The following is a 16898-nucleotide window of genomic DNA, read 5'->3' as shown; positions in this document are numbered from 1 at the left end:
AGGAACACTCGATGAATACCGAAGGACTCACAGAAGTTGCCGTAAAAGACGCTCAGCCGGTGGTTGAACAGGTCACCGAGACCCCGCCGGAGCTGGAGCCGGCACCGCCTGCCGTGGTGGCCGAAACGCCCGCTGCCGCACCGACGCCGGTGGTTGCGATTACCAACCTGGATGACAGCAGCCTGTACATCCATCGCGAGCTGTCACAACTGCAATTCAACATCCGCGTGCTGGAACAGGCACTGGATGAGTCCTACCCGTTGCTGGAGCGGCTGAAGTTCCTGCTGATCTTCTCCAGCAACCTGGACGAGTTCTTCGAGATTCGTGTCGCCGGCCTCAAGAAGCAGATCACCTTCGCCCGTGAACAAGCCGGCGCCGATGGCCTGCAACCGCATCAGGCCCTGGCCCGTATCAGCGAGCTGGTGCACGGCCATGTGGACCGCCAATACGCGATCCTCAATGACATCCTGCTGCCGGAACTGGAAAAGCATCACGTCCGCTTTATCCGACGTCGTCACTGGACCACCAAGATCAAGACCTGGGTGCGCCGCTACTTCCGCGACGAAATTTCGCCGATCATCACCCCGATCGGTCTCGACCCGACGCACCCGTTCCCGTTACTGGTGAACAAGAGCCTGAACTTCATCGTCGAGCTGGAAGGTATCGACGCCTTCGGTCGCGACTCGGGCCTTGCGATCATTCCGGCACCGCGCCTGTTGCCACGGATCATCAAGGTACCGGAAGAGGTGGGGGGCGCTGGCGATAACTATGTATTCCTTTCGTCGATGATCCACGCCCACGCCGATGACCTGTTCCAGGGCATGAAGGTGAAGGGCTGCTACCAGTTCCGCCTGACCCGTAACGCCGACCTGGCGCTGGACTCCGAAGACGTCGAAGACTTGGCCCGCGCCCTGCGCGGAGAGCTGTTCTCCCGTCGCTACGGTGATGCGGTACGTCTGGAAGTGGCAGACACCTGCCCGAAACACCTGTCCGACTACCTGCTCAAGCAGTTCAACCTGAGCGAGACCGAGCTGTATCAGGTCAATGGCCCGGTGAACCTGACGCGCCTGTTCAGCATTACAGGCCTGGACAGCCACCCGGAGCTGCAATACACGCCGTTTACTCCGCAGATCCCGAAACTGCTGCAAAACAGCGAGAACATTTTCAGCGTGGTGAGCAAGCAGGACATCTTGCTGCTGCACCCGTTCGAGTCCTTCACGCCGGTGGTCGACCTGCTGCGTCAGGCCGCCAAGGACCCGCATGTATTGGCTGTACGCCAAACCCTGTACCGTTCCGGCGCCAACTCCGAAATTGTCGATGCGCTGGTAGACGCCGCACGTAACGGCAAGGAAGTGACGGCGGTGATCGAACTGCGGGCGCGGTTCGACGAAGAATCCAACCTGCAACTGGCCAGCCGCCTGCAAGCGGCCGGTGCGGTGGTGATCTACGGCGTGGTCGGCTTCAAGACCCACGCCAAGATGATGCTGATCCTGCGCCGTGAAGCCGGTGAGATCGTGCGTTACGCCCACTTGGGCACCGGCAACTACCACGCCGGCAACGCCAAGCTCTACACCGACTACAGCCTGCTGACCTCCGATGACGCCTTGTGTGAAGACGTTGGCAAACTGTTCAGCCAGTTGATCGGCATGGGCAAGACGCTGCGCATGAAGAAGCTGCTGCACGCGCCGTTTACCCTGAAGAAGGGCATGCTCGACATGATTGCCCGCGAGACCCAGTTCGCCCTCGAAGGCAAGCCGGCGCACATCATCGCCAAGTTCAACTCGCTGACTGATCCGAAGATCATCCGTGCGTTGTACAAGGCCAGCCAGTCGGGCGTACGTATCGACCTGGTGGTGCGTGGCATGTGCTGCCTGCGTCCGGGCATCGCCGGGGTCTCCCATAACATCCACGTGCGTTCGATCATCGGGCGCTTCCTGGAGCACACACGGGTGTTCTACTTCCTCAATGGCGGCGAGGAGCAGATGTTCCTCTCCAGTGCCGACTGGATGGAGCGCAACCTCGACAAACGTGTGGAGACTTGCTTCCCGGTGGAAGGCAAGAAGCTGATCATGCGGGTCAAGAAAGAGTTGGAGAGTTACCTCACCGACAACACCCACAGCTGGAGCCTGCAGTCGGACGGGCGCTACGTGCGCAACACCCCGACCGGCAACCAGAACCCGCGCAGCGCCCAGGCGACATTGCTGGAGAAGCTGGGCAGCCCGATTCTGACGGTGAACTAAAAGCCGACGCGGTCAAAAATGTGGGAGCGGGCTTGCTCGCGAAGGCGGTGGATCAGTCGATGAATCTGTTGACTGAAACTCCGCTTTCGCGAGCAAGCCCGCTCCCACATTTGGTTTGTGGCGTTAGATTGTTCCCACGCTCTGCGTGGGAATACATCCTGTGACGCTCCGCGTCACTCACCCCTATCAGCGCACGTTCAGCGTGAACCCAACCCGCGTCAGCCACTCGGCTTCCTGGGCGAAATCCGCCTGGGTCAGCTGGTTTTCATCCAGCCAGTTTTTCGGGAACACCACATCCAGGCTGTCGGCATTGGCCCGCAGGACCACTTGTGGCATTTCCTGGGTACCACGGATGTGGTGGAACAGGATCGCAAACCGCAGCAGCGCGCACAGGCGAATCAGCTTGATGCCTTCGTCACCGAACTCGGCAAACTTGTCTTTCGGAATATTGCGCCGGTGGCCGCGTACCAGCAGGGCGAGCATTTGTTGGTCTTCGCGGGAGAAACCCGCCAGGTCCGAGTGCTCGATCAAGTAGGCGCCGTGCTTGTGGTAATGGTAGTGGGCGATGTCCAGCCCCACTTCATGGACCTTGGCTGCCCAGCCCAGCAGTTCACGCCAGACGCCGTCTTCCAGGTCCCAATCCGCGGCGACCTGATCGAAAGCATGGAGCGCCTTGCGTTCAACCCGGGCGGCTTGCTCCAGGTCGACGTGGTAACGCTCCATCAGCGAGCTGAGGGTGCGTTCACGCACGTCTTCGTGATGATGACGGCCCAGCAGGTCGTACAGCACGCCTTCACGCAGGGCGCCGTCGCAGTGGTCCATGCGTTGCAGTTCGAGGGCGTCGAAAATCGCTTCGAGAATCGCCAGGCCCGCCGGGAAAATGGTGCGGCGATCAGGCTTGATGCCTTCGAAGTCGATCTTCTCGGCATCCCCCAGCTTGAACAGTTTGCGCTTGAGCCAGGCCAGGCCTTCGGCGTTGACCTCGCCAGTGCCATGGCCGCCGGCCTTGAGGGCCAGGCCGATGGCGCGGATGGTGCCGGACGAACCGATGGCCTCATCCCAGGTCAGGCGGTGCAGGGCATGCTCGATGCTCATGATCTCCAGCCGCGCCGCCGTATAAGCCTGGGCGTAGCGGGCCGGGGTGATCTTGCCGTCCTTGAAATAGCGTTGGGTGTAGCTCACGCAACCCATCTGCAGGCTCTCGCGCAGCAGCGGTTCGAACCGTTGGCCAATGATGAACTCGGTACTGCCACCGCCGATATCGGCCACCAGGCGCTTGCCCGGGGTGTCGGCCAGGGTGTGGGACACGCCGAGGTAGATCAGGCGCGCTTCCTCACGGCCGGAGATGACTTCTACGGGGTGGCCGAGAATGTCCTCGGCACGGCGGATGAATTCGCCACGGTTGCGGGCCTCCCGCAGGGCGTTGGTGCCGACGATCCGCACAGCGCCCGGGGGCATGCCGTTGATCAGTTGGGCAAAGCGCTTCAGGCAATCGAGCCCGCGCTGCATGGATTCTTCATTGAGCTGACGCTCGTCGTCGATCCCGGCAGCCAGTTGCACTTTCTCGCCGAGCCGCTCAAGGATGCGGATTTCGCCGTTCTGGGCCTTGGCCACGACCATGTGAAAGCTGTTGGAGCCCAGGTCGATGGCGGCGATCAGGGACAGATTCTTGGCTTGGGATTGCGGCATGGTTAAGGGATCTCGGTCGATAACCTCGCCATCGTGCCACGATCAACCGCTGACGCCAACGCGTAGTGCTTCCGGAATTCGCTCATCGGTGTCTTGGAGGAAAATCTGCGGGATATGTAGGGTGATTCTCGATGCGTCTGGCGATTGTTCCGTAGGGCAAGTGGAATAACGGAAATCTCCAACTTTAATAGGCTTCCTGAATATGCCTACATGTCTGGGTTATTTGTTCCAGTCGAAAATCAAGTCAGGACTACTGCAAGGATGATCTAAGTGGACATTGTTTTTTTACCGCTCTGACACTAGTTCAGGCGTCGTCTCATTTTTCCTTCGGGTGTTTACGAGAGAGACTGTCACTCGGCAATTAGGCCGTGGTGTTAATTATTTGTAGTTTTCCTATCAAGGCTGATAGCAGTTGGGCATGGAGTAGCCCGGTAAACCCAATACACCTGAGAACTTCAGTGACAGGATGAACATGAAAAGAAAATTTGGTTTGGCAATAGTTGTCGTTGGCCTGGCGGTAAGCATTGGTGCTCAAGCAGATGCAAGTGGAACCGGGAACCTGAGAGTCATCGGAACCATTAAACCAGCTGCATGCACGGTAAACCTCGGTGCCACAGGCGGTACCGTTGATTACGGTACGATCAATGCGTCGAGCATTCCGCTGACCTCTTACTATCCTCTGCCGGAAAAGTCGCTGCCGTTAAACGTCAACTGTGGTGCGGCGGCTGCCCAGATGGCACTGTCCGTTACTGACTCACAAACAAACAGTGTCGTAAGGGGGATCCTGGGAACCGGCTTCACCGACAACCAGAACTTTGGTCTTGGCGCGGTCGGAACCAGGAATACCGGTGGCTATTCGATCAGGCTCGCCACCTTGACCACTGCCGGCGCTACGCTGTACCCGCTCAGAAGGACAAGCTCCGGCGGTGCCTGGAGCACCAGTGACGGCAAGGTCGACAAATCTCCTTACCAGCACTCCTGGAGCCGTAATAACAGTACCACTCCAGCCGCGGTCTCTTCCGTTACCGGCACTCTCGTAGTCAAGGCTGTTATCAATCGCGGCGATGCATTGGATCTCAGCAGGGATATTCAATTGAATGGAGCTGCTACTTTGGTAGTCACTCGAATCTAACGCTATGAACACGGCCAGCATTTAGCGGGCGGTCGCGCACCGAGGCTTCGTGCTGGCTGTTTATATATGTATAGATATTTCCTGATTGTCAACGGTGCGTTATCTGGTCGCGGGTAGAGTTTGATGAGTCGTCTTTTAAATACAGTGATTACCCTGTTCTGGTGTGCGAATCTTTGTTTTTTGGTTTCTGCCAGTGTAAGAGCGGATGGAATGGAGCCGGAAACATCCGTCGTTATTCTTTATGAAGAGAACGGTGAAGCGACGATCAACGTAAAAAATACGGATCCTGGCCCGGCCTTACTTCACACGGTCATTCAAAACGTCCCGGAAGATCCGGAGACACTCTTGATCGTTACGCCCCCTATCGCCCGTGTCGAACCGGGCGAAACACAACTTGTGCGGTTTATTAGCACCTTGAAGCAGCCGCTCAAGACTCAGCGATTGAAGCGCGTCACCTTTGAAGGTATTCCGCAGGCGCGCGCCGAAGGGCGCTCGACCATTGGAGTGACCATTCGACAGGATTTACCGCTGATCCTGCACCCCCAGGGCTTGCCACGGCATCAGGAGCCATGGAAGTTGCTGACGTGGAAGCTGCGGGGTAATCGGCTGACGGTTCATAACGACAGTGCCTACGTTGTCCGGATGGGACTGGAGGTTCACCTGCTGCCGTCGAGGCACCCGGCGATATTGCCGCGCACCTATATCCTGCCTGGCGAAATGTTATCGACCCGCGTCGAAGAGGCGGTGGCCCAGGTCAGCGGTATCGAGATTCAACCGGCGACGGTTTACGGGTATTCGGCGACTGCCTACGAAGCCTCCGTTGTTGTCGAGGCGGGTTGAGCGGTCTATGAAAAATGCTACCCATGTAAACGATTGGAGCCTCTCGGTACGACCCATTCGAACCTCGGTTTCCCGGACTTGTATCGGCCTGGCAACGCTGTGGAGCCTTCCCGCCTACGCGCTGGAGCTCGGATCGGGTTTTGATCTGGCGGTCTTGTCGGCGAACGGGATTGACCCGAAGGTTGCCCATTATTTTCGCAGCGCTGCGCGATTCCGCGAGGGCGTGCACGTGGTGGGGCTGCAGGTCAACGGCACTTCATTGGGCCTGGTGGAAGCACGCTTCGACTACCAGGGGCAGTTGTGTTTTACCCCGGTCCTGCTGGACAAGGCCGGATTGCGGGTGCCAGCCGCGATTATTCGGCCGGGCATCGCGCCCGATCAGGCGTGTCATGACTTTCTCGGTGCTTACCCTGCGACGATCGTCAAGTTGCGCCCCGGCAGCGATGAGGTATCGCTGGTGGTGCCTACTCAGTCAATGCGCGAGGCCGAATGGGATGTCGGCAGTTTCTCCCAGGGCGGCACGGCAGCCTTGTTCAATTACGATGTGCAGGGGTTCGAGGAACGCTTCAACAGCGGCTCTTCCCGCTCGGTTTCGGCCTATACCGAGGCGGGATTCAATATCGGGAACTGGATCGTCCGAAGCCGCCAATTCTTTGTCTCCGATAACGGCAAGCGCAGCAGCGAGCATGTGAATGCCTACGCCCAACGCGATTTCGCGCCCCTGAAGTCGACGTTCCAGGTCGGGCAGATTTCCAGCAACAACCCGGTGTTCGGTGGGTTACAGCTGTCGGGTTTCCAGCTCTCGCCGGATGGCCAATCGCGCAGTCCGGGTGGCAGTAGCGTGGTGGTCGAAGGTTTGGCCCAGACCCCATCCCGGGTCGAGGTACGCCAGGCCGGGGTGCTGATCCATACCACACTGGTACCTGAAGGCCCGTTCACATTGACTGGATTATCCATACTCAATGGCACCAGCGATCTTGAGGTCAGTGTCATTGGCACTCGCGGTGGCAGGCATGGGTTCACCGTCCCTGCCGCGTCCTTTGCGGGGGCGGTACCGATAGAGCCCGGTTATTACTTCTCCCTGGGTAAAGTGCGCGGGGCAAATCCGGGTGCCGGGGAGCCTCCGGTCGTGGCGATGGGCAGTGGGACCTGGGGGTTGGGGCGCAACTCGTCACTGGGATTCGGCCTGTTGAGTACCGACGAATACCAGGCGGCGGGTGGTGTGTGGAGCAGTGTTTTTTTCCAGCATCTTTCGGTTGGCGTGCGCCAGAACCTGTCTCGCGATGGCCGGGACGAAGTTTCCGGGGCTCGCAGCTCCGTCACCGTGGGAAGTCCGCTGTTCGCCGGCATTGAAATGACGTCGAGTGCCACTACCCAGACGCGGGGTTATCGCGAAGTACTGGAAGTGGGGCAGTCGACGCGGCGTGACGAGCGGGATGCCCGCTTCAAGGACCAATACACGGTAGGTTTGAGTTGGGTAGACCCGTCCCTGGGAGGCTTTTCCGTCAGTTATTCCCGCAGCTCGCAATTTGATGATCGCTCCGCCGAACACGTCTTTGCCTCATGGAACCAGCAGTTCAATGGCACCCAGGTGGCTTTGATAGCGGATTCCCGGGTGGGCGGCTCTCGACCGCGCAAGGGCAAGAACACCTTTCGAGACGAGCGCAGCGATGTGTCGGATAAGGGGCTTTCGCTTCGGTTGCAGGTCACCGTGCCGTTCGGTGGGGATCGCCGCGTCACCTCGTATGCCAGTCGGCGGGGCGACAGGTTCGATCTTGGGACCGCCTTCAGCGATCGGGTCAATGACTATGTGAACTATGAAGTAGGGGGTGCGCGTGAGCAGGCGAGCCGTACACAGGCTGTTCACGCCCGCGTGAATGCCATGCCGCGTTACACCCAGATAGGGTTGGGTGTGCGACATGATTCATTGAGCACCGGGTACACCGGCCAATTGCAGGGCGGCGTGGTGGCCCACGACAGAGGCATGACGTTCTCGCCCTATGCCGTCCAGGACACCTTTGGAATTGTCTCGGTGGGTAATGTCGGGGCGGCCAAGGTTTCGACGCCGCAGGGGCCGGTCTGGACTGACTATCGCGGGCAGGCGGTGATCGCCAGCCTGCCGGCCTACCGCAGCAGCAATGTCGAGGTGCAAACCCAATCCTTGCCCAAGCGCATCGATCTGAAAAACGGCACCAAGGTCCTTGCGGCCGGACGCGGCTCTTTCAACACGATCGATTTCGAAGTAGTGAAAGTGCGCCGTGTATTGCTTGAGGTCCGTGACGCGCAGGGCCAACCCTTGCCCCAAGGGGCCTCGGTTTTCGACAGCAACAATGCTTTTCTGACCAGCGTCGTGGGCGAGGGCATGGTCTTCCTTAACAGCCTGGATGAGTCGCGAGCGCTGAACATCTCCTTGCCAGATTCAAGCACCTGCTTATTGCAACTGAACCTTGAGCCAGAATCCAATGACGACAAATTCTATGAAACAGCTTCGGCGGTCTGCCGTACCCTCTGAGCCGGCGGGGCCTTTTGACGGTGGACGCCTGCGTCATGTGCTTATCCTTTACGTGCTGCTGTTTGTTGTGGTGTTGGCCAATGAGGCGCGGGCAGATAACTGCCAGGTATCCTTGAGCCAGCCTCGGGTTGATTACGGTCTGGTCCGCCAAGCCGAGCGGGGTCACCCACAGATCGCGCTGGGCAAGCGCACGTTTCGCCTGAGCATGGCCTGTGAGATGCCGGTCTCCATGGCGCTGCGCTTTACGGGCGTACCCGCGAACCAGCAGGGCTTTCGGTTTGGGCGCCAGGGGCATTTCACCCTGAGCCTGCAATCCGCTCAAGTCGATGGGAAATCCGTTGAGCTGGTAATGCCGCGCCTGTCTGAAGAGCCGGCGACCGGACGATTGTTGCCGGGCCATAGGCTTGTTGCCTACGCAGCAGGTAGGCCGGTGCATGGGCGCCGCTTCACCGCCCTGGTCAACGTCGAGACCTTTCTGCCCGCTGCTTTGCTGGCCGTCAGGGATGAAACGACATTTGAGGGCCAGGGCGGTTTTGAGTGGGCGCCCGGGGCCTGACGCCTCAGTCCGTTCGCTCCACCGAACCAATGAAGTTGGCCAGCTCGGCGGTCTGCGGATTGGCAAACAGGATTTTCGGATCGCCCACTTCATGCACCTTGCCCTGGTGCATGAACACCAGTTTGTCACCCACTTCCCGGGCAAAGCGCATCTCATGGGTGACCATGATCAGTGTCATGCCATCCTTGGCCAGTTGGCGCACTACGCTGAGCACTTCATTGACCAGCTCCGGGTCCAGGGCCGAGGTGATTTCATCGCACAGCAACACCTTGGGTGACATGGCCAGCGCCCGGGCGATGGCCACGCGCTGCTGCTGGCCGCCGGATAACCGATCGGGGAAAGCATCGAACTTCTCCCCCAGCCCGACCCGTTCGAGCATCTGTCGCGCCAATTGCGCGGCCTTGGCCTTCGGCACTTTCTGCACCACTTGCGGTGCGAGCATGACGTTTTCACCCACTGTCAGGTGCGGGAACAGGTTGAACTGCTGGAACACCATGCCGACTTTCTGCCGCAAGGTGCGCAGGTCGGCACGGGCAGCGTCGAGGTATTCGCCGTCGACTTCAATCACCCCGTCATTGATCGACTCCAGGCCATTGAGGGTGCGCAGCAAGGTGGATTTACCCGAGCCGCTGCGGCCGATGATCGCCACCACCTGGCCTTCTTCGACCGTCAGGTCGATGCCCTTGAGTACATGGTGATCGCCGTAATACTTATGCAGGGCGGAAATTCTAAGCAGAGGCATGCAGTCTCCTTTCCAGGTAGCGCGCACTGAGGGACAAGGGGTAGCAAAGCAGGAAGTAACCGAGCGCCACCAGGCCGTAGACCATAAAGGGCTCGAAGGTTGCGTTGGCGAGCATGCCGCCGGTTTTGGTCAGCTCGGTGAAGCCGATGATCGAGGTCACGGCGGTGCCTTTGACCACTTGCACCGAGAAGCCCACGGTCGGCGCCACGGCAATGCGCAGGGCCTGGGGCAGGATCACGTAGCGCAGTTGCTCAAACGGGTTGAGGGCCAGGCTCGCGGACGCCTCCCATTGCCCGTGGGCGATGGAGTCGACGCAGCCACGCCAGATCTCGGCCAGATAGGCGCTGGTGAACAGGGTCAAGGCAATCGCCGCCGCCAGCCAGGGCGAAATGTCCACGCCGAGCAAGGCAATGCCGAAGAACACCAGGAACAGCTGCATCAACAGCGGCGTGCCCTGGAACAGCTCGATATAGGTACGGGCGACATTGCGCGGGAAAGCCTTGGTGCTGATGCGCATTGTCATCACCAGCAAGCCGATCACGCCACCGCCGATAAACGCCACCAGCGACAGCAGCAGCGTCCACTGCAAGCCCGTGAGCAGGTTGCGCACGATGTCCCAGAAGGAAAAGTCACTCATCGGGCATTCCTCATCACATAGCGCCGGCCGATCCAGTTCAGCAATTGGCGGATCATCAGCGCCATGCACAGGTAGACCAGGGTGGTCAGTGCGTAGGTTTCAAACGCACGGAAGTTGCGCGACTGGATAAAGTTGGCGGCAAAGCTCAGCTCCTCGGTGGCGATCTGCGAGCAGACCGCCGAACCGAGCATCACGATGATGATCTGGCTGCTCAGGGCCGGCCAGACCTTGCCCAGTGCGGGCAATAACACCACGTGGCGGAACGCTTCGAAACGCGTCATGGCCAGCGCGGCCGCGGCTTCCAGTTGCCCCCGCGGGATCGCCTGGATCCCCGCGCGGATGATCTCCGTGGAGTACGCCCCCAGGTTGATCACCATCGCCAGCACCGCCGCTTGCCATTCGGTAATTTTCAGGCCGAGGGACGGCAGGCCGAAGAAGATGAAAAACAACTGCACCAGGAATGGCGTGTTGCGGATCAACTCGACGTACACCCCGAAGATCCAGCTGAACGGCTGGATCTTCCACGCCCGCACCACGGCGCCGACGATTCCCAGCGCCACCCCCAGCACCGCACCGATGGCGGTCAGCTCAAGGGTGAACAGCGCGCCGCGCAGCAACAGATCGGTATTGGCCAGAACCGGCACAAAGTCGAATTGATAGGCCATGTCTAACCCTCGTTACCGCGATCAGAGATCAGCCGGCAGCGGCTCTTTAAGCCACTGCATTGCGTTCTTTTCCAGGCTGCCGTCGGCTTTGGCCGCGACCAGGATCTGGTTGACCTTGTCCAGCAGCGCCGGCTCGTTCTTGTTTACGCCCACGTACACCGGGGAGTCCTTGAGCTTCACTTTCAGTGCCGGCACGCGCTTGGGGTTGCGTTCGCTGATGGCCACCATCACCACGTTGCCGCTGGCGATCAGGTCCACTTGGCCCGCGAGGTAGGCGGCGATGGTGGAGTTGTTGTCTTCAAAGCGCTTGATCGTCGCCTCTTTAGGCGCAACGGCGGTCAGCTCGATGTCTTCGATGGCGCCACGGGTCACGCTGATGGTTTTGCCCTTGAGGTCGTCAACGGTGCGGATCGGCGCATCTGGCGGGCCGAACACGGCGAGGTAGAACGGCGCGTAGGCCTTGGAGAAGTCGATGACCTTCTCGCGCTCGGGGTTCTTGCCCAGGCTGGAAATCACCAGGTCGACCTTGCCGGTGGTGAGGAACGGGATGCGGTTGGTGCTGTTGACCGGGGTCAGTTCAAGCTTGACCTTCAACTGGTCGGCCAGCAGTTTCGCGGTGTCGATGTCCAGGCCGCGGGGCTTCATGTCCGGGCCGACCGAGCCGAACGGTGGGAAATCCTGAGGCACGGCCACCTTGAGGGTGCCACGGGCGACGATATCGTCCAGACCGTTGGCCTGGGCGGGCGCCTGGCTCAGCATCAGGCTGGCAAACAGGGCAGTAAGCAGGGCGCTGCAACGCTTGGTCATGGCAACTCTCCGAAAAGGACGAAAGGATTTTCTGAGTTTTGCCAGTGCACAGCCCATGCCAGTAGTGCATTAATCAGCTGGGAGGCCGGTGGCTGTTGAGTTCTGGCGGTCTTACTGGTCTGAACAGTTGAAGAGCTTTTTGCACCTTTTTCGAGCGCCTCAAAAACCTTGCGAGCCCCTTTGGGGCGTGGCTTGCCGGGCGTCACGAATAGCTTTACAACTAGCCGCTCAGTTGACTGGAAACTTGAGTTTTTATGAATTCCATCGCCCAAGCCGTACCGGAAGTGGCGCTACAGGCCATCCGCAAACTGATCGCTGACGAGGGCTTCGGGCCGGGCGATGCGTTGCCCTCCCAGCGCGATCTGGCGCTGCAATTGGGCGTGAGCCGGGCCTCATTGCGCGAAGCCTTGTCGTCCCTCAGTGCGTTGGGCGTGGTGAGTGTGCAGCCGGGTAAAGGCGTGTTCGTGCAAGCGGTCGAAGAACTCCCTGGGTTGGCCTGGCCGTTTACGGCGCAGGCGACGCCGCTGGATATCTTTCAACTGCGATACGCCCTGGAAGGCTTTGCGGCGGGGTTGGCGGCGGTGACGTTGACCACCGATGAGCTGGACCTCCTGGAAGATAACGTCGAGGCGATGCGCAAGGAGCTCAAGGCCGGTGACTTTGAGGCCGCGGCCCGGCTGGACTTCGAATTCCACCAGCGCATCCTGCTGGCCAGTGGTAATCAGGCGATGGTGAGCATCCTCAGCGCCAGTGCCGAGGTGTTTCTGGAGAGTCAGAAGCTACCGTTCATCCGGCCGGAGCGGGCCATGGAGACCTGGCAGGAGCACCGCAAGATCCTCCGTGCACTGGCCCGGCGCGCCAGCGGGGCTGCGCAAAAAAGCATGCAGGAACATGTGCGTAACGCGGCGCTGCGTACAGGCATTGCCTTCATCACTCCCGTAACGCCATGAGTTGGGCTATACCCAAACTCATGCGCCATCATAGGAAGAGTCAATCAGCTGCGGCTTCCTGAACGCGGGAAGGGCGGCTATGATGGGCAACGTTTTTTTTGCTTACAACCCGGAGACATCCATGAGCAACGATCTTATCAAGCACGTCACCGACGCGACCTTTGAGGCCGAAGTACTGAAGGCCCAGGGCCCGGTGCTGGTTGACTACTGGGCTGAGTGGTGCGGTCCTTGCAAAATGATCGCTCCGGTCCTGGACGACATTGCCACCACTTACGAAGGCAAGTTGACCATTGCCAAGCTGAACATCGACGACAACCAGGAAACGCCTGCCAAGCACGGTGTGCGTGGTATCCCGACCCTGATGCTGTTCAAGAACGGCAACGTCGAGGCCACCAAGGTCGGCGCGCTGTCGAAGTCCCAGTTGCAAGCTTTCCTCGACGCCAACATCTAAGCGTCCTTAAAAAGCCCCGCAAATTGCGGGGCTTTTTCGTGAAACAGGGCTAGACGCTCTGAAATTCAGGTGGTACATTCGGCCCCGCACTGGTTTCTCCACTGCCCCCTGCAAGCCGTCGCCGACGCTCTCCTTTTCGATTAGTACGCGATCCTGTCGCCTTCTCTGCGGCGCGGCCTCATTAAGCCAAAAGCTTAATTTCCCCCCCTCCATAAATGATTACGTCATTCCTATATGAATCTGACTGAACTCAAGCAAAAGCCGATTACCGAACTGCTCGAATTGGCCGAACAGATGGGCATAGAAAATATGGCCCGTTCGCGCAAGCAGGACGTGATTTTCTCCCTGCTGAAAAAGCACGCGAAAAGCGGCGAGGAAATCTCCGGTGATGGCGTGCTGGAGATTCTCCAGGACGGCTTCGGCTTCCTCCGCTCTGCAGACGCTTCCTATCTCGCCGGCCCAGACGATATCTACGTCTCGCCGAGCCAGATCCGTCGCTTCAACTTGCGCACCGGTGACACCATCGTTGGCAAGATCCGCCCTCCAAAGGAAGGCGAGCGTTATTTCGCCCTGCTCAAGGTCGACACGATCAACTACGATCGTCCCGAGAACGCGAAAAACAAGATTCTCTTCGAGAACCTGACCCCGCTGTTCCCGACCGTGCGCATGAAGATGGAAGCCGGTAACGGTTCCACCGAAGACTTGACCGGTCGTGTCATCGACCTGTGTGCCCCGATCGGCAAAGGCCAGCGCGGCCTGATCGTGGCCCCGCCGAAAGCCGGTAAGACCATCATGCTGCAGAACATCGCAGCGAACATCGCCCGTAACAATCCTGAAGTTCACCTGATCGTGTTGCTGATCGATGAGCGTCCGGAAGAAGTAACCGAGATGCAGCGCACCGTGCGCGGCGAAGTGGTTGCCTCGACGTTCGATGAGCCACCCACCCGCCACGTGCAGGTTGCCGAAATGGTGATCGAGAAGGCCAAGCGCCTGGTCGAACACAAGAAAGACGTGGTGATCCTGCTCGACTCCATCACCCGTCTGGCCCGTGCCTACAACACCGTGATCCCAAGCTCCGGCAAGGTGCTCACTGGTGGTGTCGATGCCCACGCCCTGGAGAAACCGAAACGTTTCTTCGGCGCCGCGCGGAACATCGAAGAAGGCGGCTCGCTGACCATCATCGCCACCGCGCTGGTTGAAACCGGCTCGAAGATGGATGAAGTGATCTACGAAGAGTTCAAGGGTACCGGCAACATGGAACTGCCTTTGGATCGTCGTATCGCTGAAAAGCGCGTGTTCCCGGCTATCAACATCAACCGTTCCGGCACACGCCGCGAAGAGTTGCTGACCGCCGACGACGAACTGCAGCGCATGTGGATCCTGCGCAAGCTGCTGCACCCGATGGATGAAGTGGCGGCCATCGAGTTCCTGATCGACAAGCTGAAAACCACCAAGACCAACGACGAGTTCTTCCTGTCGATGAAGCGCAAGTAACACGACGCTTCGGTCAAAAAGGATGGCGCCCCATGGGGCGCCATTTTTTTTGTTTCTGGAAAAGGAGGTTTGGCTTTAGTGTGTGTCTGTTTAGAAACAAACTCGCGTGTGTGACTACACTCGCTGTCCATCCGATCAGGCAAATTACAAGATTTTATGACCATTCTCGCTTATCGCAGGGACATTGACGGCCTGCGTGCCATAGCTGTTCTCGCTGTTGTGCTGTTTCATTTTGGTGTACCGGGCTTTACCGGCGGCTTTGTCGGCGTCGACGTGTTTTTCGTGATCTCCGGCTACTTGATCACCTCGATCATCTGGCGCGAGCGTGAGGCCGGCCGCTTCAGTTTTGTCAGCTTCTGGGCCCGGCGAGCGCGACGCATCCTGCCGGCACTGTTCGTGATGATGCTGGGCACGCTGTTGGTGGGCTGGTTTCTACTGGCGCCCAAGGATTACAGCGAGTTGGGGCGCTCGATGCATAACCAGGTGGTGTTTATCTCCAACCTGTTTTTCATGCGTCAGGACGGCTACTTTGATGTGGCCTCCGATATCAAACCGTTGCTGCATACCTGGTCATTGTCGGTTGAAGAACAGTTCTACATTCTCTTCCCTCTGTTGCTGACGGTGCTGTCGAGCCGGCTCAAGCACTGGCGTGCGGCGTTGTTTGTGTTGTTGCTGGTGTCATTCGGGATGAGTACGTGGGCGGTGGCCCACGCTCCGGAAAGAGCCTTTTTCCTGCTGCATATGCGTGCCTGGGAGTTGTTGGCGGGCGCAATGCTGGCCGTCATGCCGCTACGTGAATACCGCGCAAGCCCGGCGTTGGCGCAGGCCGTCAGCCTGGCTGGCCTGGGCTTGATCCTGCTGGCGGTCTTCGCGTATGACCCGAGCACGCCGTTTCCCGGCGCCGCAGCGCTGTTGCCGGTGGTGGGCGTGGTTTGCCTGATTTGGGCCAACGGCCAGCAAACTACTCTGACGAGCAAGCTGCTGGGCAGCCGTTTGCTGGTGGGGATCGGCCTGATCTCCTACTCCTGGTACTTGTGGCATTGGCCGGTGTACGTGTTTGGCAAATACGCCAGTGTCGACGGCCTGGGGCCGTGGGAGCTGGGTGCGCTGTTTGTGTTGAGCCTGTTACTGGGTTACGGATCCTGGCGGTTTATCGAGGCCCCGTTCCGTGAGCGTCGGCTGTTGGCAGGACGCAAGCAAATCCTGGTGGCGGCGGGTATCGCGTTGCTTGGGGTGGGGCTGCTCGGCAAAGGCCTGGTCTTGACGAAGGGCTTGCCTTGGCGCCTGTCGCCCGAGGCGCTGCAATTTGCCCAGGCGCGCGAGTGGAGCCCGGACCTCATGGCCTGCCTGGTGGACGGTGGGAAAAATCGCCATCATGGATTTTGTCATTTCGGACCTCAGTCCGCGCCGACACGCGCGCTGGTCTGGGGCGATAGCCATGCCACGGCGCTGGTTCCGGCATTGCAAGACGGCGCGAGCAAATACGGTGTCAGCGTCACCCAGGCAGGGTATGCCGGTTGCCTGCCGTTTAATCGCAAGGAAAGCGTTCCGGGCTGCTTGACCTTTAACCAGCAGGTCACGCAACTGCTGAGCAAGGAAACCTTCAGCGACGTGGTGCTGGCAGCGCGCTGGAGCCTGTATGTCTACGGGCAGCTCGATGGCGACACCGAGGCTTCACTGCTCAACCCGGCGACCGGTACTTATGATCGTGCTATCGCCGAGCAGCGCTTCGCCGAAAGCGTGCGTGCCCTTGTGCAGCAATTGCGCGCCAGCGGCCATCGGGTGTGGCTGGTCAAGGAAGTCCCGCTGCAGGAATTCAGTCCGCCTTACCGCCTCAGCCGGTTGGCGATGCTCGGTCGGCCCACCGACAAAGAAGGCATGCCCTTGGCTGAGCACCTCCAGCGCCAGGCCTATATCAGCCAGGTATTCGCGCAAATCGCGGCGGCTGATCCCGGGGTAAAGGTAATGGATCCGGCGCCTAAGCTATGCAGTGTGAATGATTGGTGCCGCGTGGAACTGGAAGGTCAGTCGCTGTACACCGACGACAATCACCTCTCGGCGGTCGGTTCGCGGTATGTCGAGGGATTCCTTGAACCGTTGTTCAAGGCCTTGCGCAGTGAAACCCAGGCGTCGGCTCTTTGAGTCAGTGTCGTCGGCAATGCTGCTCAATAAGCTGCCAGCGA

The 16898-nt window shown here is 59.5% G+C and carries 14 protein-coding genes; 9 read left to right on the top strand and 5 right to left on the bottom strand.

Features of this window, described 5'->3' with window-relative positions:
* Nucleotides 1-11 precede the first annotated feature (11 nt).
* The gene (gene ppk1 / locus LIY45_RS04845) at nt 12-2240 is read left to right on the top strand and encodes a polyphosphate kinase 1 (protein WP_226475536.1); all 2229 of its coding nucleotides are present in this window, start codon (nt 12-14) and stop codon (nt 2238-2240) included.
* Between the two features lie 186 nt (nt 2241-2426).
* On the opposite strand, the gene ppx is transcribed toward ppk1, so the two are convergent.
* Nucleotides 2427-3929 carry an exopolyphosphatase gene (gene ppx, locus LIY45_RS04840; RefSeq protein ID WP_226475535.1) on the bottom strand — a complete coding sequence of 501 codons (1503 nt, stop codon included), beginning with the start codon at nt 3927-3929 and terminating at the stop codon, nt 2427-2429.
* A gap of 472 nt (nt 3930-4401) precedes the next feature.
* Between ppx and LIY45_RS04835 the strand changes: the two genes are divergently transcribed.
* The 4 genes from LIY45_RS04835 (at nt 4402) to LIY45_RS04820 (ending at nt 8969) form a co-directional block, all read left to right on the top strand.
* Nucleotides 4402-5061 (top strand): DUF1120 domain-containing protein, encoded by a 660-nt coding sequence (locus LIY45_RS04835; protein WP_226475534.1) that lies wholly within the window; start codon nt 4402-4404, stop codon nt 5059-5061.
* A gap of 123 nt (nt 5062-5184) precedes the next feature.
* On the top strand, nt 5185-5901 hold the full coding sequence (locus tag LIY45_RS04830; protein ID WP_226475533.1) for a fimbria/pilus chaperone family protein: 717 nt from the start codon (nt 5185-5187) through the stop codon (nt 5899-5901).
* 7 nt (nt 5902-5908) lie between these two features.
* Nucleotides 5909-8413 carry a fimbria/pilus outer membrane usher protein gene (locus tag LIY45_RS04825; RefSeq protein ID WP_260525221.1) on the top strand — a complete coding sequence of 835 codons (2505 nt, stop codon included), beginning with the start codon at nt 5909-5911 and terminating at the stop codon, nt 8411-8413.
* Complete coding sequence (locus LIY45_RS04820) at nt 8379-8969, top strand: hypothetical protein (RefSeq protein ID WP_226475532.1); 591 nt, start codon at nt 8379-8381, stop codon at nt 8967-8969. The genes LIY45_RS04825 and LIY45_RS04820 overlap by 35 nt, the downstream gene beginning before the upstream one ends.
* A 4-nt stretch (nt 8970-8973) precedes the next feature.
* On the opposite strand, the gene LIY45_RS04815 is transcribed toward LIY45_RS04820, so the two are convergent.
* Genes LIY45_RS04815 through LIY45_RS04800 form a run of 4 tightly spaced genes read right to left on the bottom strand, consistent with a single transcriptional unit; the run spans nt 8974 to nt 11820 of the window.
* Nucleotides 8974-9711 carry an amino acid ABC transporter ATP-binding protein gene (locus LIY45_RS04815; protein ID WP_177086670.1) on the bottom strand — a complete coding sequence of 246 codons (738 nt, stop codon included), beginning with the start codon at nt 9709-9711 and terminating at the stop codon, nt 8974-8976.
* Nucleotides 9698-10348 (bottom strand): amino acid ABC transporter permease, encoded by a 651-nt coding sequence (locus LIY45_RS04810; protein ID WP_226475531.1) that lies wholly within the window; start codon nt 10346-10348, stop codon nt 9698-9700. The genes LIY45_RS04815 and LIY45_RS04810 overlap by 14 nt, the downstream gene beginning before the upstream one ends.
* Nucleotides 10345-11013 carry an amino acid ABC transporter permease gene (locus tag LIY45_RS04805; RefSeq protein WP_003213995.1) on the bottom strand — a complete coding sequence of 223 codons (669 nt, stop codon included), beginning with the start codon at nt 11011-11013 and terminating at the stop codon, nt 10345-10347. The genes LIY45_RS04810 and LIY45_RS04805 overlap by 4 nt, the downstream gene beginning before the upstream one ends.
* A 21-nt stretch (nt 11014-11034) precedes the next feature.
* Nucleotides 11035-11820 carry a transporter substrate-binding domain-containing protein gene (locus tag LIY45_RS04800; protein WP_226475530.1) on the bottom strand — a complete coding sequence of 262 codons (786 nt, stop codon included), beginning with the start codon at nt 11818-11820 and terminating at the stop codon, nt 11035-11037.
* 254 nt (nt 11821-12074) lie between these two features.
* Between LIY45_RS04800 and LIY45_RS04795 the strand changes: the two genes are divergently transcribed.
* From LIY45_RS04795 to LIY45_RS04780, 4 genes are all read left to right on the top strand, one after another.
* On the top strand, nt 12075-12770 hold the full coding sequence (locus LIY45_RS04795; protein ID WP_226475529.1) for a FadR/GntR family transcriptional regulator: 696 nt from the start codon (nt 12075-12077) through the stop codon (nt 12768-12770).
* Nucleotides 12771-12891: 121 nt separating this feature from the next.
* On the top strand, nt 12892-13221 hold the full coding sequence (gene trxA, locus LIY45_RS04790) for a thioredoxin TrxA (RefSeq protein ID WP_003213989.1): 330 nt from the start codon (nt 12892-12894) through the stop codon (nt 13219-13221).
* A gap of 234 nt (nt 13222-13455) precedes the next feature.
* The gene (gene rho / locus LIY45_RS04785; RefSeq protein ID WP_008438874.1) at nt 13456-14715 is read left to right on the top strand and encodes a transcription termination factor Rho; all 1260 of its coding nucleotides are present in this window, start codon (nt 13456-13458) and stop codon (nt 14713-14715) included.
* Nucleotides 14716-14871: 156 nt separating this feature from the next.
* Nucleotides 14872-16857, top strand: coding sequence for an acyltransferase family protein (locus LIY45_RS04780; protein ID WP_226475528.1), 1986 nt, complete (start codon nt 14872-14874; stop codon nt 16855-16857).
* Nucleotides 16858-16898 lie beyond the last annotated feature (41 nt).

It is taken from the genome of Pseudomonas sp. MWU16-30323 (assembly GCF_020515595.1).
In the GTDB taxonomy this organism is placed as follows: domain Bacteria; phylum Pseudomonadota; class Gammaproteobacteria; order Pseudomonadales; family Pseudomonadaceae; genus Aquipseudomonas; species Aquipseudomonas yamanorum.
The sequence above is the reverse complement of the archived record's forward strand: the minus strand, read 5'-3'. Positions and strand labels throughout refer to the sequence as shown.